This is a genomic window from Rhodococcus sp. USK13 (assembly GCF_018343855.1).
Taxonomy (GTDB): Bacteria; Actinomycetota; Actinomycetes; order Mycobacteriales; family Mycobacteriaceae; genus Rhodococcus_F; species Rhodococcus_F oxybenzonivorans.
In genome coordinates this window covers 2,846,202-2,870,132 of record NZ_CP069242.1, presented here as the reverse complement: position 1 = coordinate 2,870,132, position 23,931 = coordinate 2,846,202, and the positions used below count along the sequence as shown (strand labels likewise).

23 protein-coding genes are annotated in these 23,931 nt (G+C 65.9%); 13 read left to right on the top strand and 10 right to left on the bottom strand.

Features of this window, described 5'->3' with window-relative positions:
• Positions 1 to 176: 176 nt before the first annotated feature.
• From JQT59_RS15810 to JQT59_RS15785, 6 genes are all read left to right on the top strand, one after another.
• Positions 177 to 986, top strand: a complete 810-nt coding sequence (locus JQT59_RS15810; protein WP_213576902.1) for a crotonase/enoyl-CoA hydratase family protein — start codon at positions 177 to 179, stop codon at positions 984 to 986.
• 56 nt (positions 987 to 1,042) lie between these two features.
• A complete protein-coding gene (locus JQT59_RS15805; protein WP_213576901.1) occupies positions 1,043 to 2,227 on the top strand; it encodes an acetyl-CoA C-acyltransferase in 1,185 nt (394 codons plus the stop codon).
• A gap of 301 nt (positions 2,228 to 2,528) precedes the next feature.
• Positions 2,529 to 3,080, top strand: a complete 552-nt coding sequence (locus JQT59_RS15800) for a TetR/AcrR family transcriptional regulator (RefSeq protein ID WP_502939853.1) — start codon at positions 2,529 to 2,531, stop codon at positions 3,078 to 3,080.
• Between the two features lie 148 nt (positions 3,081 to 3,228).
• Positions 3,229 to 4,452, top strand: a complete 1,224-nt coding sequence (locus tag JQT59_RS15795; RefSeq protein WP_213576899.1) for a cytochrome P450 — start codon at positions 3,229 to 3,231, stop codon at positions 4,450 to 4,452.
• Complete coding sequence (locus JQT59_RS15790) at positions 4,449 to 5,036, top strand: TetR/AcrR family transcriptional regulator (protein WP_213576898.1); 588 nt, start codon at positions 4,449 to 4,451, stop codon at positions 5,034 to 5,036. The genes JQT59_RS15795 and JQT59_RS15790 overlap by 4 nt, the downstream gene beginning before the upstream one ends.
• Before the next feature lie 141 nt (positions 5,037 to 5,177).
• Positions 5,178 to 6,065: a cyclase family protein gene (locus JQT59_RS15785; RefSeq protein ID WP_213576897.1), complete on the top strand. Its 888-nt coding sequence runs from the start codon at positions 5,178 to 5,180 to the stop codon at positions 6,063 to 6,065.
• A gap of 9 nt (positions 6,066 to 6,074) precedes the next feature.
• On the opposite strand, the gene JQT59_RS15780 is transcribed toward JQT59_RS15785, so the two are convergent.
• From JQT59_RS15780 to egtA, 5 genes are all read right to left on the bottom strand, one after another.
• Positions 6,075 to 7,268: a PQQ-dependent sugar dehydrogenase gene (locus JQT59_RS15780; RefSeq protein ID WP_213576896.1), complete on the bottom strand. Its 1,194-nt coding sequence runs from the start codon at positions 7,266 to 7,268 to the stop codon at positions 6,075 to 6,077.
• Between the two features lie 72 nt (positions 7,269 to 7,340).
• On the bottom strand, positions 7,341 to 8,315 hold the full coding sequence (gene egtD, locus JQT59_RS15775) for an L-histidine N(alpha)-methyltransferase (RefSeq protein WP_213576895.1): 975 nt from the start codon (positions 8,313 to 8,315) through the stop codon (positions 7,341 to 7,343).
• The gene (gene egtC / locus JQT59_RS15770; protein ID WP_213576894.1) at positions 8,315 to 9,058 is read right to left on the bottom strand and encodes an ergothioneine biosynthesis protein EgtC; all 744 of its coding nucleotides are present in this window, start codon (positions 9,056 to 9,058) and stop codon (positions 8,315 to 8,317) included. Before egtC ends, egtD begins: the two co-directional genes overlap by 1 nt.
• Position 9,059: 1 nt before the next feature.
• Positions 9,060 to 10,364: an ergothioneine biosynthesis protein EgtB gene (gene egtB / locus JQT59_RS15765; RefSeq protein WP_213576893.1), complete on the bottom strand. Its 1,305-nt coding sequence runs from the start codon at positions 10,362 to 10,364 to the stop codon at positions 9,060 to 9,062.
• A complete protein-coding gene (gene egtA, locus JQT59_RS15760) occupies positions 10,364 to 11,581 on the bottom strand; it encodes an ergothioneine biosynthesis glutamate--cysteine ligase EgtA (RefSeq protein WP_213576892.1) in 1,218 nt (405 codons plus the stop codon). Before egtA ends, egtB begins: the two co-directional genes overlap by 1 nt.
• A gap of 145 nt (positions 11,582 to 11,726) precedes the next feature.
• Between egtA and JQT59_RS15755 the strand changes: the two genes are divergently transcribed.
• The 3 genes from JQT59_RS15755 (at position 11,727) to JQT59_RS15745 (ending at position 14,956) form a co-directional block, all read left to right on the top strand.
• On the top strand, positions 11,727 to 12,902 hold the full coding sequence (locus JQT59_RS15755) for an aminotransferase class V-fold PLP-dependent enzyme (RefSeq protein ID WP_213576891.1): 1,176 nt from the start codon (positions 11,727 to 11,729) through the stop codon (positions 12,900 to 12,902).
• A gap of 60 nt (positions 12,903 to 12,962) precedes the next feature.
• A complete protein-coding gene (locus JQT59_RS15750) occupies positions 12,963 to 13,367 on the top strand; it encodes a PPOX class F420-dependent oxidoreductase (RefSeq protein WP_109332424.1) in 405 nt (134 codons plus the stop codon).
• A gap of 116 nt (positions 13,368 to 13,483) precedes the next feature.
• A complete protein-coding gene (locus JQT59_RS15745) occupies positions 13,484 to 14,956 on the top strand; it encodes an FAD-dependent oxidoreductase (protein ID WP_213576890.1) in 1,473 nt (490 codons plus the stop codon).
• Here the strand turns inward: JQT59_RS15745 and JQT59_RS15740 are convergent.
• Positions 14,953 to 16,179, bottom strand: coding sequence for a GAF domain-containing protein (locus JQT59_RS15740; RefSeq protein ID WP_208960883.1), 1,227 nt, complete (start codon positions 16,177 to 16,179; stop codon positions 14,953 to 14,955). The two genes, JQT59_RS15745 and JQT59_RS15740, sit on opposite strands and share 4 nt — an antisense overlap.
• A 288-nt stretch (positions 16,180 to 16,467) precedes the next feature.
• Between JQT59_RS15740 and JQT59_RS15735 the strand changes: the two genes are divergently transcribed.
• Complete coding sequence (locus JQT59_RS15735; RefSeq protein ID WP_109332428.1) at positions 16,468 to 17,082, top strand: 50S ribosomal protein L25/general stress protein Ctc; 615 nt, start codon at positions 16,468 to 16,470, stop codon at positions 17,080 to 17,082.
• Positions 17,083 to 17,187: 105 nt separating this feature from the next.
• Entirely contained in the window at positions 17,188 to 17,760 is a 573-nt protein-coding gene (pth, locus tag JQT59_RS15730; protein ID WP_109332429.1) for an aminoacyl-tRNA hydrolase, read from the top strand.
• A 62-nt stretch (positions 17,761 to 17,822) separates the two neighbouring features.
• On the opposite strand, the gene JQT59_RS15725 is transcribed toward pth, so the two are convergent.
• Positions 17,823 to 19,457 carry a fatty acyl-AMP ligase gene (locus JQT59_RS15725; RefSeq protein WP_213576889.1) on the bottom strand — a complete coding sequence of 545 codons (1,635 nt, stop codon included), beginning with the start codon at positions 19,455 to 19,457 and terminating at the stop codon, positions 17,823 to 17,825.
• A 219-nt stretch (positions 19,458 to 19,676) separates the two neighbouring features.
• On the opposite strand from JQT59_RS15725, the gene JQT59_RS15720 reads away from it, so the two are divergent.
• Positions 19,677 to 21,380, top strand: a complete 1,704-nt coding sequence (locus tag JQT59_RS15720) for a peptide chain release factor 3 (RefSeq protein ID WP_109332431.1) — start codon at positions 19,677 to 19,679, stop codon at positions 21,378 to 21,380.
• A gap of 119 nt (positions 21,381 to 21,499) precedes the next feature.
• Complete coding sequence (locus JQT59_RS15715; RefSeq protein ID WP_213576888.1) at positions 21,500 to 21,997, top strand: hypothetical protein; 498 nt, start codon at positions 21,500 to 21,502, stop codon at positions 21,995 to 21,997.
• Between the two features lie 22 nt (positions 21,998 to 22,019).
• On the opposite strand, the gene JQT59_RS15710 is transcribed toward JQT59_RS15715, so the two are convergent.
• Genes JQT59_RS15710 through JQT59_RS15700 form a run of 3 tightly spaced genes read right to left on the bottom strand, consistent with a single transcriptional unit; the run spans position 22,020 to position 23,655 of the window.
• Complete coding sequence (locus JQT59_RS15710; RefSeq protein WP_213576887.1) at positions 22,020 to 22,718, bottom strand: pyridoxine/pyridoxamine 5'-phosphate oxidase; 699 nt, start codon at positions 22,716 to 22,718, stop codon at positions 22,020 to 22,022.
• Positions 22,719 to 22,745: 27 nt separating this feature from the next.
• The gene (locus tag JQT59_RS15705) at positions 22,746 to 23,138 is read right to left on the bottom strand and encodes a VOC family protein (protein ID WP_213576886.1); all 393 of its coding nucleotides are present in this window, start codon (positions 23,136 to 23,138) and stop codon (positions 22,746 to 22,748) included.
• A 40-nt stretch (positions 23,139 to 23,178) separates the two neighbouring features.
• A complete protein-coding gene (locus JQT59_RS15700) occupies positions 23,179 to 23,655 on the bottom strand; it encodes a nuclear transport factor 2 family protein (protein WP_213576885.1) in 477 nt (158 codons plus the stop codon).
• Between the last annotated feature and the right edge of the window lie 276 nt (positions 23,656 to 23,931).

Here is a 23,931-nt window from a genome sequence, read left to right as displayed (position 1 = left end):
CTGTCGGACCCAACACTCTGGGCGGCGCAGAGCTGACGGGCCGCGTCATGGCCGATCTCTATTTTCAGTTAGCCGCGTTGCCGATATCGGAAGAACCGAACCGGCGACGTTCGTCCCGCCAACAAGAGCTCGCCCTTGGGTGGGCCGCAGTTTGTCCAACAGAAGGAGCGTAAAGAATGCCTGAATCGACGATCGCAGCTGGCGTGAAGTCCAGCACTATCACTACCGAGGTACGCGGAAACGTGTTGTTGATCGGCCTGAATCGACCGGACAAGCGGAACGCGCTGACCGGAGAGATGCTCGACGCCCTGGCCGAGGCATACAAGCGCTACGACAACGACGACGATCTGCGCTGCGCCGTGTTGTACGGGGAGGGCGGATCGTACTGCGCCGGCGCTGATTTGACGCAGTTGAAGGACCTTATCGAAAGTGACTCACTCTCCTACGGCGAAGGGCAGTACGACCCGTTCGGTCTCGAGGGTGCCCGGTTATCGAAGCCGCTGATCACCGCTGTGCACGGCATGTGCTTCGCAGGTGGGCTCGAGCTCGCGCTCGCGGGCGAGTTCATCGTCGCCGCCGAGGGCACGCTGTTCGGTCAGCCAGAGGTTCTGCGTGGCGTGTTCGCCTTCGAGGGCGGCGCGGCCCGGTGGGCGGCGAGTGTCGGCTACGCGAACGCTCAGCGATACCTGCTCACCGGCCACCACCTGGATGCGACAGAGGCGCACCGGATCGGCCTGGTGCAGGAGGTCGTTCCGGCGGAGCAGCTCTTCGATCGAGCCCTGGAGCTGGCCAACGAGATCGCGGCCGCGGCGCCCAGGGGCGTGCGTCATTCGCTGGCCGTTTCCCGTCGTGCCGCCGAGGAGGGGTTGGCCGCCGCTTTCGAGATGATTCCCCCGCTGCGCACCGAAATCATCGGAACCAGCGATGCCGCCGAAGGCATCGTTTCGTTCAAGGAGCGCCGGGCCGGCGTTTACACCGGCAACTGAGTCGGCACGCACCGAAAAGAACAGCTCGACATCCACCATCGAAGGACAGAAGAATCATGAGAGAAGCAGCAATCGTCTCGACGGCGCGCACCCCGATCGGGAAAGCCTACCGCGGCGCGTTCAACAATACGCATAGTGCGACTCTCGGCGGGCACGCCGTCGAGCACGCGCTGAAGAAGGCCGGACTCGAGCCGTCCCGCGTCCAGGACGTCGTGATGGGAGCGGCGCTTACGACCGGAGTGCAAAGCGGTGACATCGCGCGTCAGATCGCGATCCGCGCCGGAATCCCTGTCACGACACCGGCAATCACCGTCAGTAAGTTCTGCACGTCGGGGTTGGAAGCGATTGTCGCGGGTTCCTATCGCGTGCTCCAAGAGGGGCTTGATGTGGTCGCCGCCGGCGGCGTCGAATCGATTAGCATGATTCAGGTCCCGGGCTACGACTTCATGATCGAAGAGCCGTGGATCAGGCAGAACAAGCCCGACTACTACATGCACATGATTGAAACGGCAGAGGTGGTCTACGATCGCTACGGCGTGAGCCGGGAGTCTCAGGACGAGTTTTCGTTCCAGAGCCAGCAGCGTACGGCCGCCGCCCAGGCCGCAGGTCTGCTGGACAACGAGATCGTTCCGATGGAATCGGTCAAGCGAGTCGTCAACAAGGAAACTGGCGAGGAATCGTTCAGTACCGTGACCCTCACACACGATGAAGGCAACCGGCCCAGCACCACGTTGGAAGGCCTGCAGTCCCTGAAGCCGGTGATGCGTGCCGATGGGTGTGTCACGGCGGGTAACGCAAGCCAGCTCTCCGATGGTGCGTCGGCGGTCATCGTGATGAATCGCGACACCGCGGAAAAAGAAGGTATCGAGCCGCTCGGATACTTCCGTGGCTACACCAGTGTCGGCGTCGAACCCGACGAGATGGGCATCGCGCCCGTGTACGCGGTACCGGCGTTGCTGGACCGTTTCGGCCTGAGCGTCAACGATATCGGTCTGTGGGAGCTCAACGAGGCCTTCGCGGTTCAGGCGGTCTACTGCCGTGACAAGCTGGGCATCCCCGACGAACTTCTCAACGTGAACGGTGGCGCCATTTCGATCGGCCACCCCTACGGCATGAGCGGAGCCCGCATGGCGGGACACGCCCTGATCGAAGGCAAGCGGCGCGGCGCGAAGTACGTCGTCGTGACGATGTGCGCCGCGACCGGCCTGGGTGGTGCCGGTCTGTTCGAGGTTGCCCTGTAATCGGCACAGTTTGATTTCGAAGTCGGCTCACTGGCCGCACCGAGTCTTGCGGCGATCCGGCTGTCGACCCGCCGGATCGCCGCGAACCCAAGTCCCGCGCTTTCCTCAGTACGGGAATGTCGGGAACGTGATTTTCACACCGACCGCGGGGACCTTAACCATCCTTGTCTAGACTGGATGGTCTAGGTCTTTTCGATCGGGACAGGCGGGTGCCACCATGCGGGAGTCGACGACAAAGCACGACAGCCGGAAACCTGACGGCGAGCGGCGCAACCACAAAGACCTCCCACACAAAGAGCGACTGCTCCGACAGGGCATGAGCGAGTTCTATGCCCACGGTTTCAGCGGCACGACCGTCGATGCCCTACTCCATTCGACCGGCGTTCCGAAGGGATCGTTTTACCACCACTTCGGGTCCAAAGAGGCGTTCGGCCGAGCTGTACTGGAGCGATATTGTTCCTTCCAGATGGACTTGCTCGCCTCCTGGGCAGTTCGCCCCGGACTCGGCACGGTGGAGAAACTGACCGGCTATTTCGACGCAATGGCCGACGGTTTCATCGACTCCGGGTTTCAACGGGCGTGCTTGGTCGGCAAATTCTCCACCGAAGTAGCCGCCACTTCCGAGTCCTTTCGGCACCACCTCGACGAAGACCTTCGAATCTGGCACTCCAGCCTCTGCGACATCCTCACTCGAGGCCAAGCCGACGGAGATGTCCGGGCCGATCGGAGTCCCCAGGAACTGGCCGACGCACTCCTCGCCCTGATTCAGGGCGCGTTCGTGGTGGCGCTGTCCACCCGCAATGCCAAGTCACTCCGGTCCGTCTGCGCGACCATCCCGGTCATCCTCACTTAAGCCATCGCGATCGGCGCGTGGACGCGGCCGGTGGCACCTGGTGCCGGGTGCGTCATCCGACATCGGAAGGGCCTGCACGCACAACCGAGCCATTCCTCGACGCATCGTGACGGTTGACACATTTCCCCATGTGTCTCACTATCGATACATGACCGCAAATGTGTCGAACAGCGTGTCCTTCGTGCCGAGGTCGGGCGACTCGTGGCGCGACCCGTGGCAGATGTACGCGCAGTTGCGCGATCACGATCCTGTGCACCACGTCGTTCCTGAGGACCACCCGGGGCACGACTACTGGGTGCTCTCCCGGTACGCGGATGTCTACGCTGCCGCGAGGGACTCTGACACGTTCTCTTCCGCTTCCGGACTCACCACCACCTACGGCGAGCTGGAGAAAATCGGGCTGCAGGACAACCCTCCCCTGGTGATGCTCGACCCGCCCGATCACACCGCGTTCCGGCGGCTGGTGTCGAAAGGTTTCACACCACGCCAGGTCACCGCCGTGGAGCCCGCCGTCCGGGAATTCGCGGTGCAGCGGATCGAGCGGCTCCGCGAGATCGGCGAGGACGACGTGGTGAAGGAGCTGTTCAAACCCTTGCCCAGCATGGTCGTCGCCCACTACCTCGGGGTTCCCGAAGAAGACCGGGACCGGTTCGACGGCTGGACCGAGGCGATCGTGGCGGCCAACGCCCAGGGCGGCACCCTGAACGCGACCGATGCAATCACCGAGTTGATGACGTACTTCTCCACGCTGATCGAGCGTCGTCGCACCGAACCCGAAGACGATACGATCTCCCACCTCGTCGCCGGCGGGATGGGCGCCGACGGCGACGTGGAAGGTTTGCTCTCGGTCCTCGGATTCGCCTTCACGATGGTGACGGGCGGCAACGACACCACCACCGGAATGCTCGGCGGAGCAGTGCAATTGCTGACGGAGCGCCGCGACCAACGGCAACTGCTCATCGACCGCCCCGAACTCATCGGCGATGCCGTCGAAGAACTTCTGCGTCTGACGTCGCCGGTGCAAGGCCTCGCCCGCACCACCACGAGGGACGTCGAGATCGAGGGCACCGTCATCCCGGAGGGGCGAAAGACGTTGCTGCTGTACGGCGCAGCGAACCGCGACCCGCGCCAGTTCGGATCCGACGCCGAAGAGGTCGACGTGCAACGACGACCGAAGCAGATTCTGACGTTCAGTCACGGGGCCCACCACTGCCTCGGGGCGGCCGCTGCCCGAATGCAGGCACGCATCACCCTGGAGGAGCTGCTCGCCCGCTGCCCCGACTTCACCGTCGACATCGATGCCGTCGTCTACGCGGAAGGCAACTACGTGCGCCGCCCGACGAGTATCCCGTTCACGGTGCGCGGATCGTGAACGGGGACTGGATGCGCGACGAACGTCCCCGCGTCGCCGCCGAACGCATCCTCGATGTCGCGGCCCAGTTGTACGTCGAGAACGGCATCAACGCCGTCGGGATGGCCGAGGTTGCCCGGGCCGCAGGGTGTTCGCGCGCCACCCTCTACCGTTACTTCGACAGCCGTCAGGCTTTGCAACTCGCCTTCGTCCATCGCGAGGCCCGCCGCATCGGTGCGCTGATCGCACAAGACGTCTCGGGCACCGCCGACCAGCAGACCGTGATCGTCGAGGCGATGCTCACGGCGATCCGGCTCGTCCGCCGCGACCCCACCTTGGCCGCATGGTTCCAGTTGGGCGACTCGGGACTTGCCGCACAGATTGCGCACTCCTCGGAGGTCATCGAGTCGCTGGGCGCCGCCTTCCTCGGGCAGACGGGACTGGGTGGCGAGGAGACGTCACGCCGAGCACGGTGGCTCGTGCGCGTCATCGTCTCGCTGCTCACCGTTCCCGGAATCGACGACGACGACGAGCGCGCCATGATCGAGCAGTTCGTCGCGCCCGTCATCGCCGGCCCACACGAACGGGACGTTCGTTCGATCTGACGCAACGAACGTCCCGTTCGTGCGGTCCGGATGGGGGGCAGGGCAGGGCAGGCCTTGGGTGGACTGACGCGGAATCGGAGGGAACCTGCGCACCAGCGCTTATGATGCGTCGGAAGCGCGTCCCCCACCGAAGGAGCCGTGATGTGCTCACCACGGATCATGAACCACGTGTACGGAGCGATCGAGGGCCGCGGCCCGCAGATGACTCGTCGTGCCATGTTCGGGGCGTTGGGTGCGGCGGCGCTCGCGTCGTCCACGGCAGGTTCGGTGTCCGCTGCGCCCGTGCCTCAGGTGGCGCCGCCTGAGGGGCCGATCGTCGATCTCACGCACGTACTCCGGGCCGGCTTCCCGGTCTGGCCCGGCTCGCAGGGCTTCGAGATGCGAAATTTGGCGCAGATCGGCGGTGGCACGGGATCACTGGGGTCGCTCGCCCCCGGAGCCACAAGCGTGTTCTACAAGAACGAATTACGCCTCGACGAGCACACCGGCACCCACATCGACGCTCCGGCCCATGCGAGCGCGGGCGGCATCACAGTCGAACAGATTCCGCCCCGCGACCTGGTCGCACCGATCGCTGTCATCGACATCGCTGGGCGTGCACACACCGACAACGACGCCCTGTTGACCCGGCAGGACATTGTGGACTGGGAGTCCGACCACGGCACGCTGCCCGACCGCTGCCTCGTGGCGATGCACTCTGGGTGGGCGGATCGCGTGGGACAACCAGGAGCATTCGTCAATGTGGACGCCGCAGGCGTCCAGCGCACACCCGGATTCGACCCGGACGCCGTCGACTTCCTGCTTCGCGAGCGCGACATCGTCGGGCTCGGCTCAGACACCCTGAGCATCGACGCCGGGCGCAGCACCACGTTCGGCGCCCACCTCGGCGCGCTGGGCGCCGGCAAGTACGCGGTGGAAGTGCTCGCCAATCTGTCACAGATACCGCCGGCGGGCGCCACCGTCATGGTCGGCGCACCTACCCATGCCGGTGGGTCGGGGGGACCGTGCCGAGTCCTCGCCTGGATCTGAACCCCGCCGTCACCCCTGCGGTGTCACCCGGAGTACCTGGTCGGTGTCACCGTTGTCGGTGGTGACGAGCAGCGAGCCGTCCGGAGTGGGGGTGACGGAGCGGAGCCGACCGTACTGATCCTGCAGTCCGAACGTCTGAGCCGTCACCGACTGGCCGTCGGCGGCCAGGCGAAGGAAAATCAGCTGCTTCGTCTTGAGCCCGCCCATGACGAATGCGCCGTTCCACGGTCCCCAACCCGAACCGGAGACGAATGCGCCACTCCCCGTAGCCAGCGTCGTGCTGCCCGAACTCCACACCGCGGCAATCGCACCCGGTACCCGGACCGGGTCGGTCATGGGTACGGATTCGTCGTAGATGCCGGGGATGCGGTCCGGCTTGTATCCGTAATTGCCACCGGCGACGAGCAAGTTGACCTCGTCGTCCCGAGTTGTGCCCTGGTCGACGGCATAGACACGGCCCGTGCCGGGTTGCTGCGCGAGACCTTGGGCATTGCGATGACCGAGTGTGTAGACGGGACTGTCGGCATTCGGATTTCCCGCGGCCGGTGTCCCGTCCGGGTTGATGTGAAGGGTTTTACCGCCTAACGAGTTCGGGTCCTGAGGCACGCCCGGTGCTGCGGTATCTCCCGTGCCCACGAAAAGGGTGCCGTCGGCGGCAGTCAGAATTCGGCATCCCCCATGGCGCCCGTCCTGGACGGGTATACCGGTGAGCACCGCGGCACCGCGGGTCAACTCCGTCCATGCCGAGTCGACGGTCCACGATTGGATCCGGATGTCGGTGACCCCGCCACCCTGGAATCCCTGGCAGGTGTACAGCCTTCGGGACTGCGCGAAATCCGCAGCCAGCGCGATCCCCATCAATCCCGTCTCACTCTGCACGTACAGGTCGGCGAGGTCCGCGGCGACCGGACCGGTCGATCCGTCGGCGCGACGGACGAAGAAACCACCCGACCGCTGGCCTGTGAGCACGGCACCGTCCGGGGCCTGCACCGCATCCCAGGGATGATCGAGTCCCTCGAGGAGCGGGGTGACGGTCAGGTCCGGGAGGGTGTCCTCCGTCGGAATTTCAGGGTCGCCACTGCCGGACCCGAGGCTGCCCGTGTCGAACGGGAACGGCGACGGCTGCGCCGAAGCCTGCGCTGCCGGAAGACCGAGAACGGCTGTGGTAGCGAGAGCGAGGGCGGCGAGCTTGGACTGACGCACGGATACTCCTCGGGTCGACTGCGGTATGCCGGTCACTATAGGCGTGCAGAGACCCGAAGTTGATCTTGTCGGTCAGGACCGTGTTGCGCACACCAGGGCGAAGCGGTCGTCCGGGTCGCTCCACGTGCGTTCGACCTCGAAACCGGCCGCGGCCAGTTCCCCCGTGATTCCGGGGAGCGTGAACTTCGCGGAAATCTCCGTGCGCATCTGCTCGCCGCGAGCGAACTCGACGTCCAGGTCGAGTGCCGCAACCCGGACGGACAGGGCGCGCTGAGCTTCGAGCCTCATCTCGATCCACTCGTTACCGGCGTCCCACAGCGCTATGTGCCGAAACGCGTCCAACGGGAAGTCTGCGTCGAGCTGACCGTTCAGGACCCGCAGCACATTGAGGTTGAACTGCGCCGTCACACCGGCCGCGTCGTCGTACGCCGGGACCAGGACTGCAGGGTCGGTGACCAGTCCGACTCCGAGGAGCAGATGTTCCCCTGGCTCGAGCACGTCGGCGATTCCGGCGAGAAACTCGGCCCGCTCGCCCGGGACCATGTTACCGAGTGTGCCCCCGAGAAAGGCGATCATGCGGCGACCGCCCCGCGGAAGGTGATGCAGCGACTCGGTGAAGTCGCTGACCACGCCGTGGACGGTAAGGCGGGGGAATTCGGTCCCGATCTGCTCGGCGGCGCCCTGCAGCGCCGACACCGAGACATCCTGCGGCACATACGTATGGAGGGTTCCGTGTCGGGTTCCTGCTTCGAGTAGCAACCGCGTCTTCTCGGAGGAGCCGGAACCGAGCTCCACCAGAATTTCCGGTGCCGCCACCTCGGCGATCTCCCCCGACCGTTGCCGGAGCAGTTCTCGCTCGGTGCGCGTCGGGAAGTATTCCGGCAACGCGGTGATCTGTTCGAACAGCTCACTTCCGCGCGCGTCGTAGAACCACTTGGGCGGCAGCCACTTCGGATTCGACGTCAGCCCCACGGTCGCATCCTTGCGGAGTGCGTCCTTCAGCTGATCCGGTTCCAGATACACCTCGAGGGTCGGTGCGGTGGTCATCAGACTCCCATCTCGAGCGGCGTGATCATCAGATGTCCTGGGCGGGCGTACACGATGTGCCGATCCGGTACCGGCTGCCACCCGGGATCGTCGTCGAAGGGTTCGGACATGACGATTGCCCTGTCGTCGTCGACGAGCACTGACAGTGAGTGATCCCAGGTGGTGGCCCACAGCTCGCGGCCGTCACCGAGCAGAAAATTCAGGCGCGACTTCGGTGCGGCCGCGTCGACGGCACGAACCAGCGTGGTGAGTGCCTTCTCCGGTCCCTGCTCCGCGAGCGCTCGTTGCAGCAGTAACCACAGCGCAGCCGAATCGGTCGGCGCCTCGAGTTGCAGGAGGTCTGTCACCGGAAGCTGCTCGGCGAGCGGTCCGAGTGTCTCGGGCCACCCCTTCACCAGACCGTTGTGGCTGAACGCCCACGTCCGATCGGTGAACGGCGCGCAAGCCGTGGCCTGCACGGGCATACCCACCGTTGCCGACCTGGTCGCGGCCACCACTGCGCCGGACCGTATCTGGGGCAGCGTCTCCCGTAGTACCGGATCGGACCACAGCGGCTGCTGGCTGCGGTAGCGGGAGAAGGCGTCCTGTCCCCACCACCCGACACCGAATCCGTCCGCGTTGATCGTTCCGCCGTGGCGCATGTCCCGAGGCGCCCATGACTGGCGCAGCAGCGAGTTCTCACCCCAGCCGATGAGCTCGCCGACGGATACATCCGGTCCCAGATATCCCAGGTGGCGGCACATATCAGCGTTCGTCTCCCGAAATATCGCGTGCACACCGGAAACCAGAGAAGATCTGCCGTCGGATCGGGTGGTCCCAGTTCCGGAACGTGCCGCGGCATGCCACAGGATCGGTACCGAACGAACCACCACGCAGTACCCGGTAATCCCCGCCGTAGAACACCTCCGAGTACTCGCGGTACGGGAACGCCGTGAATCCGGGATACGGCTCGAAGGGTGAGGACGTCCATTCCCAGACGTTACCGACGAGTTGGTGGACACCGAGAGGCGACGCCCCCGACGGGTACGCTCCCACCACAGCCGGTCCGAGGAATCGCTGTCCGAGATTGGCCGACGAGTCGTCCGGATCGCTGTCACCCCACGGAAACCGGCGGGAGCGTCCCGTGGTGGGATCCCATCGAGCAGCTTTTTCCCACTCGGCCTCGGTAGGCAGTCGCTTGCCGTCCCACCGTGCGAACGCCTCGGCCTCGAAGAAGCAGACATGTACCACCGGTTCCTGCGGGTGAAGTGGTTCGGGCACCCCGAACACCCGGCGCCACCAAGCGCCCCGGCCGTCGCTCTCCCAGAACTGCGGCGCTTCGAGTGCCGCCTCACAGCGGTGCGCCCACCCACGCTCACTCCACAGTTCGGGGCGACGATATCCGCCGTCGTCCATGAACTCGAGGTAACGACCGTTGGTGACGGGAACGGCGTCGATTTCGAAGGCCGGCACGTACACCGAGTGTGCCGGGCGCTCGTTGTCCAGCGCCCAGGGGTCGTCCGACGCGCCCATCGTGAATATTCCAGCTGGGATGATGATTTCGTTCTCGGTCACCGGCACCCCGACACGCGGCGCGGCGTCCGCAGTGAGAACCGGCGCTCCGGAACGCAGTTGGTGGGTGGCGAGCATCGTCTCGGCGTGCTGCTGCTCGTGCTGGGCGATCATACCGAAGGCGAATCCGTGTTCCTCGAGCGGCCTACCCCGAAAGGTGCTGCTGTCGAGGACATCCCAGGCCTTGTCCCGGACTGTACGGACGTAGTGCCGCGCTTCGGCCGGATTCAGCAGTGGCAACGAGGGGCGGGAGCGCCGGGAATGCTTGAACGCGTCGTACAACTCGTCGATGTCACTACGGACCGGTTCACGGCCTCCGACATCGCGCACGAGCCACAATTCCTCTTGATTACCGATGTGGGCGAGGTCCCAGACCAGTGGGCTCATCAGCGGCGAATGCTGCGCGACGAGGTCGGAGTCGTCCAGGCAGTCCGTCAGTCCGGCGGTTCGCCGACGTGCACGGGTGAGCACAGCCTCGACCTTCTCGCGGGTTCCCATCAGCTCTCCTCGCCCGGAGCGTGGCCCCGGCAACATCGTTCGGCGGCGGCATCGAGAAGTCGGACGAACTCCGGGTCCGGCGAATACGACGCCGCCAGCGACAACAGAGCCGTTGCCGCTGCGCGCAATTCGAGGTCGGCCAGGCCGAACTCGGCGGCATCGCGCCAACGCTCCGACGTCGGAAGAGCGGCGGCAAGCGCCTCGGCCATGACACCCGGACCCGAGAGCAACGCGTCGATTGCCGCGACCGGCACCCGCCACAGATTTCCTGGCTGCGCGTCGAGGTAGCGCACCTCGAGGTAACCGGCGGCCCGGACAGGAGGGAACAAGGTCGTGAGGTGGTAGTCGAGATCCGCGAAAGTCGGGGAGCGTCCGATCACGTCGTCCAGGGCCCCGTCCACCCAGTCGCCGAATGTCGCCTCCGGCGGCGCCGTCCAGTCGGCGCCGTCGCCCCGGACACACAGCAGCGGTACATCCAGCACCCAGCGGGCGTAGTCGCCGCTGTTCCGCGTTCCGGCGGTCCGAGGCGAATCGAGTTCGAGCCACGTTCGCATCCGCTGCGACGCCCACTGCCCGTCCGGCACCCCATACAACCGAGGGGAGCACGCGAAGGCCGCGATGAGTGCAGGCCCGATAGCGTGCAGTAGCTGCCAACGCTGCTCCACGCCCGCTGAGTCTGCGCCTGCGTCGACGCTGACCTGCGTGGCCGCGGTATTGCACATCATGAGTTTCCCGTAGGGGCCGATTTCCCGGAAGCGCGACTCCATCGCGCAGTAGCGCGGCAATTGAAGGAGCCGGTGGGCAGGACGGCGCGTGTCCGCCGCCTCGGAGGACATGAGAATTGCCCGGGTAGACAGCAGATCGGTGAGAACGGCGTAGTCCGCGGAGAGGTAGTCACACAGTTCGCGAGCGGAGCGGCAGGGAGCGCTGGACAGTTCGATCTGTCCGCCCGGTTCGACAGTGACGGCGCTGCCGCCGGGGAGGGGCTCGGCTGGTGACGAAGGGTCGATGGTTCGTGGAGTGTGCGGCCCGAGGGCGTCCGCAAGAGCTGCCAGATCGGGACGCACGAATTCGGGCACCTGCGCGGTGAGCCACTCCAACTCCGCGCCGATCAGCTGCGGGGGACCCAATTTGAAGCAGACGCCGCCTATGTAGGCCTCCGCGGCAGGTCGAGACGTGACACCGACTCCCTCGACGGACTGGATCGCAGTACCCATTCCACCCTCCCTTTCGGGCGCCGCCTGAACGTCGTTATCGACGATAGAGCGCCGGGCCCACCTATGCACGTGCGAACGGCAATACTTTTCGTCAGTCCGCCGCGGTACGTTCGACACCATTCGCATTGAACAGGAGGTATCCGACATGCTCGACCTCGAGCGCGCGCGCAGGGACACCCCCGGCTGCCTCGACAAGGTGTTTCTGGACAGCGCCGGGTCTTCGCTTCCGCCCACTCCGGTACTCGACGCGGTCTTCGCTCATCTGCGCCGCGAGGCCGACGTCGGCGGATACGTCGCGGCCGCGGAACGCGCTGGTGACCTCACCTCGGTGAAGACCTCCATCGGCCGGTTGATCGGCGCGAGCGCAGATACCATCGCACTCGTCGACAGCGCCACCACCGCATGGAACGACTTCTTCCAGGCCGTCCCGTTGAAGCCGGGTGACCGGGTCCTTCTCTCCGAAGTCGAGTACGCCAGCAACGCGATCGCGGTTCTTCAACGGGCACGGTCCACGGGCGCCACCGTCGACGTGATTCCGAGTGACCCGTCCGGCCAGATCGACCTCGTCGCTCTCGAAAAGCTTCTCGACGACCGCGTCCGTCTCGTGTCCTTGGTGCACGTGCCCACCAACGGCGGGTTGGTCAACCCGGTCCGCGAGGTGGTCGACCTGGCACACGCCCGGGGAGCTCTCGTGCTTCTCGATGCGTGCCAGTCCGTCGGACAGATCGCACTGGACGTGGCCGAGCTCGGCGTTGACGCATTGTCCGCAACCGGCCGCAAGTGGTTGCGCGGCCCTCGAGGCACCGGGTTCCTGTACATCGCCGATGAACTGACCACGACCCTCGAGCCGGCGGCACTCGACCTGCACAGTGCCGAATGGACCGGGGCCGAGGACTACCGGATGGCTGCGGACGCGAGTCGGTTCGAGTTCTGGGAATGCGACGTCGCGGCCCGGCTGGGCCTGGGTGCGGCAGTGGACTATCTCCTCGACCTCGGTGTGGACCAGGTCGAGGCGGCTGTGGTCGACGGCGCCGAGTACCTGCGTTCGGGGCTGTCCGAGATCGACGGCGTCACGGTGCGCGACCTCGGGACCCGCCGCTGCGGGATCGTGTCGTTCACCGTCGACGGTCTCGATCCGCGGGATGTGCGTGCGCAATTGGCGAATCGCCGGGTGACCGTCACCGCCAGCCTGCGCGGATCGACCTTGCTCGACATGAGCGCCCGCGATCTGGACGCCGTCGTGCGCGCCTCCCCGCACTATTTCTGTTCGCGGGACGATCTCGATCGGGCACTGGCGGAAGTGGCAGCGCTGGCGAAGTAGTGGTTCCGGCTGGGGCTGCGACGTAATCTGGGAGCACCGACAAGCCAGGACGCGAGAAAAATGACGAATCCGGCATCGACGGCGTTGCCCCGCTTCGCCGCAGAGAAGGTCGTGCAGCTGCAGACCCGCAAGCGGGATGGGACCTGGGTAGACACTCCGGTCAATCTGGTGGTGGACGGCGAACGTGCCGTTTTCCGCACTCCGGGCAAGGCGTCGAAGAACAAACGGCTCCGCAACTTCCCCGAAGTCCGGATCCGCCCGTGTACCTGGGCCGGGAAGCCGACCGGGCCTCCGGCCCGGGCAACGGCTCGTCTGCTCAGCGGCGAGGAGTCCCGCGCCGCCGGCGTGCTCATCGACAAGCGGTATCCGGTTCTGCAACGAGTTTTCGTTCATCTCGCCCACCGGCTGATGCGGACGGAAACGCTTCATTACGAGCTGACCGATGTGCGTGATCTGGAGCTATAGGCACAACGTGAAAATCGCCTCCCACTCAGCGAGACGGCAGGTCGACTCCCGGCTATAACAGGTTACAGTTCGGATAGCCGTGCATCGTCACATCCGAGCGCCCGAGAGGACCACCCATGGCCGAACCGACTCCGATCCGCCCGCGACCCATTTCCGAGATCGCCGCGTGGGACTACCAGGCCGACGTCGTCGTCGCGGGGTACGGGATCGCCGGTGTGTCCGCGTCGATCGAGGCGGCACGGGCGGGCGCCGAAGTGCTGGTCCTCGAGCGCACCAGCGGCTGGGGTGGTGCCGCCTCGCTGGCGGGGGGATTCATCTACCTCGGCGGCGGTACACCCCTTCAGAAGGCCTGTGGCTTCGAGGACTCGCCCGAGAACATGAAGAAGTTCATGGTGGCAGCCCTCGGCCCCGGCGCCGACGAGGAGAAGATAGCCGACTACTGCGACGGCAGCGTCGAGCACTACAACTGGCTCGTCGAGTGCGGCGTGCCGTTCAAGGCGAGCTTCTGGGGAGAGCCGGGCTGGGAACCGCCGTTCGACGACGGCCTCATGTACTCGGGTGGTGAGAACGCGGCACCGTTCAACGAAATCGCCACACCTGCACCTCGCGGACACGTTCCGCAGATGGACGGCAAGCGCACCGGCGAGAAGGGTGGTGGCTACATGCTGATGAAGCCACTGGTGGAGGCCGCCGAAAAGCTGGGTGTACGGGCCGAATACGACATGCGCGTGCAGACTCTGATCACGGACGACACCGGTCGGGTCGTCGGGATCATCGCCAAGCAGTACGGCAAAGAAGTCGCCGTCCGGGCCCGACGCGGCGTGGTCCTCGCCACCGGGAGCTTTGCATACAACGACAAGATGATTCAGGCCTACGCTCCTCGCCTCATCGGCCGGCCCGGTGCTGCGATCGAGGAACACGACGGCCGGTCGATCCTGATGGCCCAGGCTCTCGGCGCCGACCTGGCCCACATGGACGCCACCGAAGTGGCCTTCGTGTGCGATCCCCAATTGATAGTGCGAGGCATTCTGGTGAACGGTCGCGGACAGCGGTACGTCCCGGAAGACACCTATTCGGGGCGCATCGGTCAGATGACGTTGTTCCACCAGGACAATCAGGCGTTCCTCGTCATCGACGAAGCGGCCTACGACGAAGGTGTTGCCGCCACCACCGCGACCCCCTTCCTGCGCGTACAACCCAAGTGGGTTGCCGAGACCGTCGAGGAACTCGAGTCGGACATGGGGCTGCCCGAGGGTGCGCTCCGATCGACCGTCGAGGTCTACAACAAGCACGCCGCCGACGGCATCGATCCCCTGCTGCACAAGAAGTCCGAATGGGTGAAGCCGATCGGCTCCCCCGTCGCCGCACTCGACCTGCGCGGGTTCACGCTGGGCTTCACTCTGGGCGGGCTGCGGACCACCCTCGACTCCGAGGTACTACACGTCTCCGGGGAGCCCATTCCCGGACTCTTCGCAGCCGGCCGCTGCACGTCGGGTGTGTGCGCGGGCGGATACGCCAGCGGAACGTCGCTCGGCGACGGCAGCTTCTACGGTCGCCGGGCGGGCGTGGCCGCCGCGAAGCAGAGCTAGTCGAGCACCCGCACGCTCACGCCGTCCGCGAAACGGTAGGGCTGCGTGCTCAGCACCGCGCCGAGAGTCTTGCGCAGACGCGAGACTTCGGCGCGGACGGCCACCACGTGCTCTCGGTCGCCGAACAGTGCCTCGCTGAGGGAAGCAGCATCGACACCCCCCGTTCCCGCCACCGCCAACACCCGGAGTATCTGCGCATGCCGCGGCGAGAGGGCTTGCGTCCAGTTCGCATCTCCGCACACCGTCACCCGCGGTGACGCGCCGAGGTCGAGTTCCACCTGCAGTCCCGCGCCGTCGACCCGGCGACGCACCAGCCATCCGTCGCCCAGCGGTTCGGGCACGCAGATCCCGAGCCCGGGGACGAGGAGCGGTTTGCCCTGACTCGGCGTAGCCAGCCGCTCGGGTGCAGCGATCCCGGTCGCGCCCGCCACCCAGCCGTGCTGATCGACTACGAGAGCCGGACCACCCGCCGACGCCAGCAACGGGGCGGCCCGTCCGCGCAGCTTCTCGAGTTGCGCGGTGTGCTCACGCCACAGGGTGGCCTCGGCGAGGCGAACCGCGGTGCGCACGAGTGCGACCGTGGTCGGATGAACCGACATTGCCGAACCGCTGATATCCACCACGCCGAGAATGTCCCCCGTGCGCGGATCGTGGACCGGCGATCCTGTGCACGACCACCCGTGATGCGACGGCGCATAGTGCTCCGCTGAAAAGAGTTGTACCGCGGCATCTTCGACGAGAGCCGTACCAATCGCGTTGGTGCCCACCGCCTGCTCCGCCCAGCGCGCGCCCTCCGTGAACCCGAGCGCATCAGCTGCTTTGCGCACTCCGCGTGATCCCTCACGCCACAGCAGCACGCCGTCGGCATCGGCGATGACCACGATGAAGTTGGCGTCGTCGGCCACCTGCGTCAGCGTGTTGCGCAGCTCGGGGAGAACGGACCTCAGCGCGGTGCGCGTCCGGCGCTCCTCGATCTCCGCGAAGTCGGCCGGTTCCACGTCGGCACAATGGTCGGGGGTCACCCCACCTGCCTGCAGTCGCGACCACGAACGTGCCACCACGTCCCGCGGCATCACCGGCGGCTGTTGCCCGGACAGCACCGCGTCGTGCACCCTGCTCAGCAATCGGGCATGCCGTGACAGATCCACGCCGCTGGCCACCGCGGTCAACCGGTCGGCGCTCCGGGGTTCTGTGCTCACAACGCCGAGGCTACCCCCGGCCATGTGAGCCACACCACTAGTCCATTAGTGGGCCGGCGGCAGGACTGGGCCCGACATGGTGAGGCGTCATCGAAACGACGACCCGATTAGCAGGCCCGGCAGCCATCCGGTAGAGTTCCGTAAGTTGTCTCGGCGAGGGTGAACCGGCTTGTTCGATACGCTGGATTACCGTGATCGACGCGGCTACGGCTCAGCTCGAGCGTTTCGCTCCTGGCCCGTGCGCCCGTTCGTCCCTCACCGACGACAAGACGCCAGCCAGTAACCACCGTGAGTTGTAGGAGCCGTTTCACCATGTCTGACGAAAACACCCTCGTAGCCGCCGTACGCACCGAGTTCGGCAAGGGCGCCGCCCGCCGCGCCCGCCGCGATGGTCAGGTTCCCGCTGTTCTGTACGGCCACGGTGAGGATCCCCGCCACCTGAACCTGCCGTCGCGCGACTTCGCCGCGATTCTGCGTGCGCACGGCACCAACGCCATCCTGAACCTCGACATCGACGGCACCCCCCAGGTCGCCCTCACCAAGTCGGTCGTGATCCACCCGATCCGCAACTACATCGAGCACGCCGACCTCCTCGTCATCAAGAAGGGCGAGAAGGTCACGGTCGAGGTCCCCGTCGTCGTCACCGGTGAGGCAGCGTCCGGCACCCTGGTCGCCCAGGACGCCGCCACCATCGCCCTGGAAGCCGACGCGCTGCACATCCCCGAGCAGATCGAGGTTTCGGTCGAGGGCCTCGAGGCCGGCACGCAGATCCTGGCCAACCAGCTCGAGCTGCCCAAGGGTTCGACCCTGCAGGCCGACCCCGAGCTGCTCATCGTCAACGTCGTCCCTGCCCCCACCGCAGCCGACCTCGAGGAAGAGACCGGCGAAGCAGCCGGCACCCCTGCCGAAGAGGGCGCCGAGAGCTGATCCTCTCGCAACCGCACTGAACTCGGCGGCGCGTCGTCCCGGACAATTCCGGGGTGACGCGCCGCTCTCGTGTGACGAGAACCTGCCATAGGGAAGGACCTGTCGGTGAGTGAAGACACGGCTCTGGTGGTCGGCCTGGGAAATCCGGGACCGCAGTACGAGAAGACGCGGCACAACATCGGCTTCATGGTGGCCGGTGTGCTGGCCGGTCGCATGGGAGCAAAGTTCAGCGCACACAAGAAGAGTGGCGCCGACATCATTCAAGGGCGGCTCGAAGGGCGCCCGACGATCCTGGCGAAGCCGCGTTCGTACATGAACCTGTCGGGAGGCGCCGTAGCCGGGTTGGCGCGATTCTTCTCCGTCGACCCCGACAACATCGTAGTGATCCACGACGAGCTCGACCTCGACTTCGGGACCGTCCGCTTCAAGCAGGGCGGCGGCGAAGGCGGCCACAACGGTTTACGGTCAATCTCCAGTTCACTGGGCACCAAGGATTACCTCCGCACCCGCATCGGGATCGGACGACCGCCCGGACGGATGGACCCCGCGTCGTATGTGCTCAAGCCCTTCTCCTCGGTGGAACGCAAGGAGCTCGACATCCTCTGCGAGGAAGCGGCGGACGCCGTCGAACTCCTGCTGAAGGTCGGCCTCGAGGCTGCGCAGAATCGCCTGCACTAGGCGCTCCGCGCCCGTGCGCCTTCCTGGTTGACCCAGAAAGGCGCACGGGCGCCGAAGGCGCCTCAGTCGCGGACCAGCGACGCCGAGGTGGTCCGGCGCAACTTGCCGGACGACGTCTTGGGGATGCTGCCGGGCCCGAGGACCGCGACGGTACGCGGACGCACTCCCACTTCCGAGACCACCGCGTGCACGACCTCGTGTTCGATCCGCTTGACCTCGTCCGGGTCCTGATAGTTGTTGGTTTCGACCGCGACCGCGAAGCTTTCCCGCTTCTGGCCGGCGTCGAGTCGCACCGCGACCGCGTTGCCCGGGCGGACACCGGACACGGTGCCGGCTGCCCGCTCGATGTCGGTGGGATAGATGTTGCGGCCACCCATGATGATCACGTCCTTGATGCGACCGCACACCACGACGAGACCCTCCTCGGTGAAGTAGCCGATATCACCGGTGTTGAGCCAGCCGTCCGGATCCTGCGCCGGCTTGTGGCCCTCGAGAGTGACGTATCCGGGGGTCACAGCCTTGCCGCGCACCTCGATGATCCCGACTCCACGGGTGGGGAGCAGTTCCCCGTCGCCGTCGACGACCCGGCCTTCGAGGTTCGGAACCATCTTCCCGAGGGTGGCGAGGGGACGCGCATTCGGCTTGCTCGACGGGACAGCCCGGGACATCGCCTCCAGAATGTCCGGGTCGACGAAGTCGAGTACCTGACCCTGATCCGGGTCGGGAATCGACACCGCGAGGGTGGTTTCCGCCATCCCGTACACGGGGGCGAGTGCGGACGGATTCAGTCCGAACCGGGCGCCGGCCTCGGCGAGCGCCGTCATGGTGTCGGGGTCGACCGGTTCGGCCCCGTTCCACATGTACCGCACGCTGGACAGATCGACCGCACCGTCCTCGGCTTGCCGAAGACGACGGGCCAGCAGCGAGTACGCGAAGTTGGGCGCCGCCGTGACCGTGCCCTTGTACTTGCCCATCAGCTGCGCCCACAACAGCGGGGTGCGAAGGAAGTCCATCGGGGTGATGCTGACGACCTCGGCACCGACCTGCATGGGCACACTGAGGAAGCCCACCATCCCCATGTCGTGGAACAGCGGCAACCAGCTGACCATCACGTCGTCGTCGAGGGAGAACTTGATGCGATCGATCATCGCGTAGGCGTTGGTGTAGAAGTTCTCGTGGGTGATCTGCACGGCTTTCGGCGACCCGGTGGAGCCGGAGGTGAGCTGCTGCAAGGCAATGTCGTTCTCGAAGGTCTCGACCGGTTCGGTCTCCGGACCTTCGTTCAGTTCGGCCACCGTCACCACCGTGATGCCGCGTTCCTCGAGTAGCGGCTTGGCCGCGTCGAATGGCGCACCGAGGATCACTGCCTTCGCATCGATCATCCTGATCACGGTTTCGGTGTCTTCGGCCCATACCGCCAGATCGGTCCGCGGGGTGGGCTGATGCAGCATCGTGACGGAGGCACCACGCATCCAGATTCCCTGACAGGACGGCGCGATGTCGACGGGCTGACCGGCCAGGATGCCGATGGCGTCGCCGTGGCCGATTCCCGCCGCCGCGAGCGCACCCGCCATCCGCCGCGCCGCCCGATGAATTTCGCCCCATGGCTGTCGCAATGGCGCATCCGGCTCACCGGTGACCAACCCGCGGTTGCTGGTGACAGCGGTGGCATACATCTCGTCGGTGAACTTGCTCAAGATTTCTCCTCGTGCAGATACGGGTGTCCGAACGCAGTAGACGTAACTCCGGAGCGCCCCGACGACTCACGCTGATTAAATATCCGAACCCGAGCTGAGTGTTACGTCAGGTCAGTGTTACCTCTCGCCGGATGTGCTGTAAATCCCTCCTCGGCCCCCGGGTAACCTGGTATGCGGCCACCTGGCCTTTCCGCATCCAGTCCCCCGAGAGGTTCTTCGTTGACTACCCCGTCCGACTCGGCCGACATCATCCCAGCCGAGGCGGAGTCTGTCGCCACCACTGCCTCGTCGCAGGACAAGCTCGACAAGGGCGTCCGCGCGGAGGCTCAGCGTCGCCGGACCTTCGCTGTGATCTCACACCCCGATGCCGGTAAGTCGACGTTGACCGAAGCTCTCGCCTTGCACGCGAAGGTGATCTCCGAGGCGGGCGCCGTGCACGGGAAGGCAGGGCGCAAGTCGACGGTGTCCGACTGGATGGAGATGGAGAAGGCCCGCGGTATCTCGGTCAGCTCCACGGCCCTCCAGTTCAACTACCGTTCCACCGAGGCGTCGCCGGACGACCTCACCGACAACGTCATCAACCTGGTCGACACTCCCGGTCACTCTGACTTCTCGGAGGACACTTACCGAGTCCTGACCGCTGTCGACGCCGCCGTCATGCTCATCGACGCCGCGAAGGGTCTCGAACCGCAGACGCTCAAGCTGTTCCAGGTATGTCGTCACCGGGGGATCCCCGTGATCACGGTCATCAACAAGTGGGACCGCCCGGGTCAGACGCCGCTGGAACTGCTCGACGAGATCCATGAGCGGATCGGCCTCACCCCGACTCCCCTGTACTGGCCCGTGGGAATCGCGGGTGACTTCCGAGGACTGTTGCGCCGCGGCGAGGACGGCGCCCCCCGCGAGTACATCCGGTTCACCCGCACCGCGGGCGGCGCCAAGATCGCCCCGGAAGAGGTGATGGACGCGGACGCCGCTCTCGCGAAGGAGGGCAGCGAGTGGGTCACCGCCGCGGAGGAGAGCGAGCTACTCTCGGCCACCGGCCAGGACCACGATCAGGAATTGTTCCTCGGCGGTCAGACCTCGCCGGTGATCTTCGCGTCGGCGATGCTCAACTTCGGCGTGCGGCAGATCCTCGACACTCTGGTGGAGCTTGCGCCGCCGCCCCGCGCCCGTGAGGACGTCACCGGCACTCCCCGCGAGGTCACGGACCCGTTCAGTGCCGTCGTGTTCAAAGTGCAGGCCGGGATGGATACAGCCCACCGCGACCGCCTCGCGTTCATGCGGATCGTCTCCGGCGTCTTCGAGCGCGGCATGGTGGTCACCCACGCCCAGACAGGTAAGCCCTTCACCACCAAGTACGCGCAGACGGTGTTCGGTCGTGAACGGTCCACCGTCGAATCCGCCTACCCGGGCGACGTGGTGGGACTGGTCAACGCCACGGCCCTCGCCCCTGGGCACACTCTCTATTTCGAGAAGAAGGTGGAATTCCCGCCGATCCCGTCGTTCGCTCCCGAGCACTTCTCCATCCTGCGGGCCGAGAGCGCGGGCAAGTACAAGCAGTTCCGCCGCGCGGTGGATCAGCTCGACTCCGAAGGTGTCGTGCAGATTCTGCGCAACGACCTTCGCGGCGACGCGTCACCCGTCATGGCGGCGGTCGGTCCCATGCAGTTCGAGGTGGTTGCGGCCCGGATGAAGGCCGAGTTCAACGTCGAGGCCCGGATGGAGCCGCTTGCCTACGCGTTGGCCCGACGGACAGATCCGCAGTCCGTCGACGAGCTGAACCGTCAGCGCGGCGTCGAGGTGTTCACCCGATCCGACGGCGTCCTACTGGCGCTTGTGAGTGACAAGTGGCGACTGCAGTACATCCAGAAGGAGTTGCCTGACCTCACGCTCGAGCCGCTGGTAGCCGCCGCCGACTGAAGTCGGCCGCCCGCCGGATCCGCGGCGGAACCTCGGGTGCTGGTAGCTTTCACGTTCGTATCGAGCAAACTGGCGGGCTGGTGCGAGAACCCGTTTGTCTACGAGCAGGAAGCGACACGATGGAGAACGGCATTTCTACCAATGGATCGGGCAGCAACGGCTCCAGGGGCAACGGCTCGACCGCCGAATCACCCTTCGCGGAACCGGGCAGCGGAGCACTGACCGGCAACGGCGCGTCGACGCCCAGCTCCGCCGAGACGTTCACCTTTCCGTTGCCGACGCGCAGCTCGGGCTCCCACAGCACCGAGGAGGCAGCCGAGCCGGTTGACACCACCTCGTCCCTCGAGTCCCGTGGACGCACCGTGAAGCGACGCAACGCGATGGGAGTGGCAGCCGTGCGGGTCGCGGGCCGTCTTGCACACACCGAACTCCTCGAGGACCACCTCGCGTCCGCGAGCAGCCACTCCGCCGACCCCACCGTGGACGCCGACGAACTGCTCGAGCTGCTCGGTGAGTACCTCGTGGCGGCCGGATTCGAACGGCCGGAGATTCACGCCCAGCTGAACGGCCAGTCGATCGTCGTGGACCTGCGCTCCCCCTCCACGACCCTTCGCTGACCGTCCCGCATCCGGCAGGCGCCTACGGCCACAGAATCGCGCGCGTCCACCCTTCGCCCGAGGGCTCTCTTCGGTAGCTCCAGCGCTGATGCCGGCGCCCGGGATCGGCCTGCCAGAATTCGACGCTGTCGGGCACTAGGCACCAGGCTCGCCACGTGCTCGACACGAAGTCGGGGTCGGCCTCGATGCTCGCGGCCGCCGCCGTGACAACCCGTTCGTACTCCGCGGGATCGGTGAGTACCTCGCTCTGGCGACTCGCAGTCGCGACGGCGCGGGCGGTCACCGACCGCTCCCGGAAGTCGCGGGCCGACATGTCCGGACCGCCGTCGACCACGGTCCCGCGCACCCGGATCTGACGCCCTCGTTCCCGCCAGTAGAACGTCAGCGCAGCAACAGCGTTCGACGTCAGATCACGCCCCTTCGGCGAACGCGTGTCGCCGGAAAACCAGAAACCTCGCTCCGTGACGTCCTTGAGTAGAAGGAACCGAGCGTCGGGCCGACCGCCCGGGTCCACCGTCGACAACGCGGCGGCGTGCGGTTCTGGAACACCGGCCGCCGCCGCCTCGGCGAGCCAGTCGAGAAAGAGGACCTGCGGCGCGTCCGGCAACGCATCGACGGGCAGTGGTTCGGGAGGCGCTGGGTCGACGACGGTGAGCGCGGGCAAAGCCCGTATCCACGCCCGGGTGTCCGGGAACGACGACGGGTCCGGTGCGATCGGCATGTGCCGACAGTAGCGGGCCGGTGTGGCCTACGGCCCGACGAGCATCCAGCGGTGCCCGAACGGATCGATGAGGGTGGCGTTGCGATGCCCGTGCCCCTCGGAGATCCACCGCTCCACGGTCCCTCCGGCATCGCGGGCACTCAACAGGACGGCGTCGGGATCGTCGACGGCGAGCATCAAGCTGACCGATGTCGAACCTGCCTCCGGCGCAGTCAAACCCATTTCCGGGAACTCCTCGGCGAGGTAGATCATCCCGGTGGGGAGCTGCAACTCCACGTGGCCGATCCTGCCGTCGTCCAAAACGATCGGCTCCCCGACCACTCGCGCGCCGAACACCGCCGAATACCACTCGACAGCTTCGGTGCCTCTTCGCACCGTGAGGTACGGCACCGCACCGGGAACGGGCACTGCAGACGACATCGTCACCTCCCGCCTCGTCGTGGCAACCTCCGGTGCTCGGTCAGGCCGAGGCGGGGGGTTGCAACATCGCCCATTTGTTGGAAGTCAGCCGGAAACTCGGGAAGTCCGACAGCGCAGCCACCGATTCCCAAGTGCGCTCGTACCCGGTGGAAGTGATCCGCCACGCACCATCCGGGCACCGGACGTAACTGTCGTGATAGTAGGCCGACCCCCGCAGCAACATGCCGTCCTCGGGGATGAGCGTGGTGTCTGCAAGAAACCACACGCCGACAGCCGTGTCACCGGTGACGGTGATCTCGGGCTGCCCGCACTGGTGCTCGGTGATCACATGGGTGCCCAACGTGTTCTCCAGAAAGGACACGAAGGAGTCACGGGAATCGAACGTCAGGTATTCGCTGTACGTGGCCTTGACTTCGGGAACCATGGTGTCGGCGAATTCTTCCCACGACTTGGTATCGAGTGCACGAGAGTAACGGTGCTTGAGCTGCTCGATCTGTTTGATTGCTTCGAGATCCATGACCCCCGCCTCCTGTGCAGCGACATGCATGCCCTGGACTGCAGATTAGTCCGAACATCTGCGGGCTCGCCTTGGATTCCCCCCTTTTGCCCGGATCATGCATATTTGCGCCGTGATTCGGGACACGAAAAGGTCACGAATCGACTTCCCACCCGCACCCGTCGACAAAGCGCCGATCGACTTCCCGGCCACACTCGTTCTCCGATCCCGCCCAGGGTGAATGTGACCCGACATCTACATATAACGCGTTCAACACTAGGGTGTCGCTGACGAGGT

Coding starts and splice junctions, on each gene's coding strand:
- JQT59_RS15705 (WP_213576886.1), bottom strand. CDS start 23,138: ATGTCGTCTGCAGTGCCCGTTCCCGGTGCGGTGCCGTACCTCACGGTG.
- JQT59_RS15750 (WP_109332424.1), top strand. CDS start 12,963: ATGACGAATCCGGCATCGACGGCGTTGCCCCGCTTCGCCGCAGAGAAG.
- egtD (WP_213576895.1), bottom strand. CDS start 8,315: ATGACCACCGCACCGACCCTCGAGGTGTATCTGGAACCGGATCAGCTG.
- egtA (WP_213576892.1), bottom strand. CDS start 11,581: ATGGGTACTGCGATCCAGTCCGTCGAGGGAGTCGGTGTCACGTCTCGA.
- JQT59_RS15795 (WP_213576899.1), top strand. CDS start 3,229: ATGACCGCAAATGTGTCGAACAGCGTGTCCTTCGTGCCGAGGTCGGGC.
- JQT59_RS15805 (WP_213576901.1), top strand. CDS start 1,043: ATGAGAGAAGCAGCAATCGTCTCGACGGCGCGCACCCCGATCGGGAAA.
- JQT59_RS15735 (WP_109332428.1), top strand. CDS start 16,468: ATGTCTGACGAAAACACCCTCGTAGCCGCCGTACGCACCGAGTTCGGC.
- JQT59_RS15755 (WP_213576891.1), top strand. CDS start 11,727: ATGCTCGACCTCGAGCGCGCGCGCAGGGACACCCCCGGCTGCCTCGAC.
- egtC (WP_213576894.1), bottom strand. CDS start 9,058: ATGTGCCGCCACCTGGGATATCTGGGACCGGATGTATCCGTCGGCGAG.
- JQT59_RS15810 (WP_213576902.1), top strand. CDS start 177: ATGCCTGAATCGACGATCGCAGCTGGCGTGAAGTCCAGCACTATCACT.
- JQT59_RS15700 (WP_213576885.1), bottom strand. CDS start 23,655: ATGGATCTCGAAGCAATCAAACAGATCGAGCAGCTCAAGCACCGTTAC.
- JQT59_RS15785 (WP_213576897.1), top strand. CDS start 5,178: ATGTGCTCACCACGGATCATGAACCACGTGTACGGAGCGATCGAGGGC.
- JQT59_RS15745 (WP_213576890.1), top strand. CDS start 13,484: ATGGCCGAACCGACTCCGATCCGCCCGCGACCCATTTCCGAGATCGCC.
- JQT59_RS15710 (WP_213576887.1), bottom strand. CDS start 22,718: ATGCCGATCGCACCGGACCCGTCGTCGTTCCCGGACACCCGGGCGTGG.
- JQT59_RS15740 (WP_208960883.1), bottom strand. CDS start 16,179: ATGGCCGGGGGTAGCCTCGGCGTTGTGAGCACAGAACCCCGGAGCGCC.
- JQT59_RS15715 (WP_213576888.1), top strand. CDS start 21,500: ATGGAGAACGGCATTTCTACCAATGGATCGGGCAGCAACGGCTCCAGG.
- egtB (WP_213576893.1), bottom strand. CDS start 10,364: ATGGGAACCCGCGAGAAGGTCGAGGCTGTGCTCACCCGTGCACGTCGG.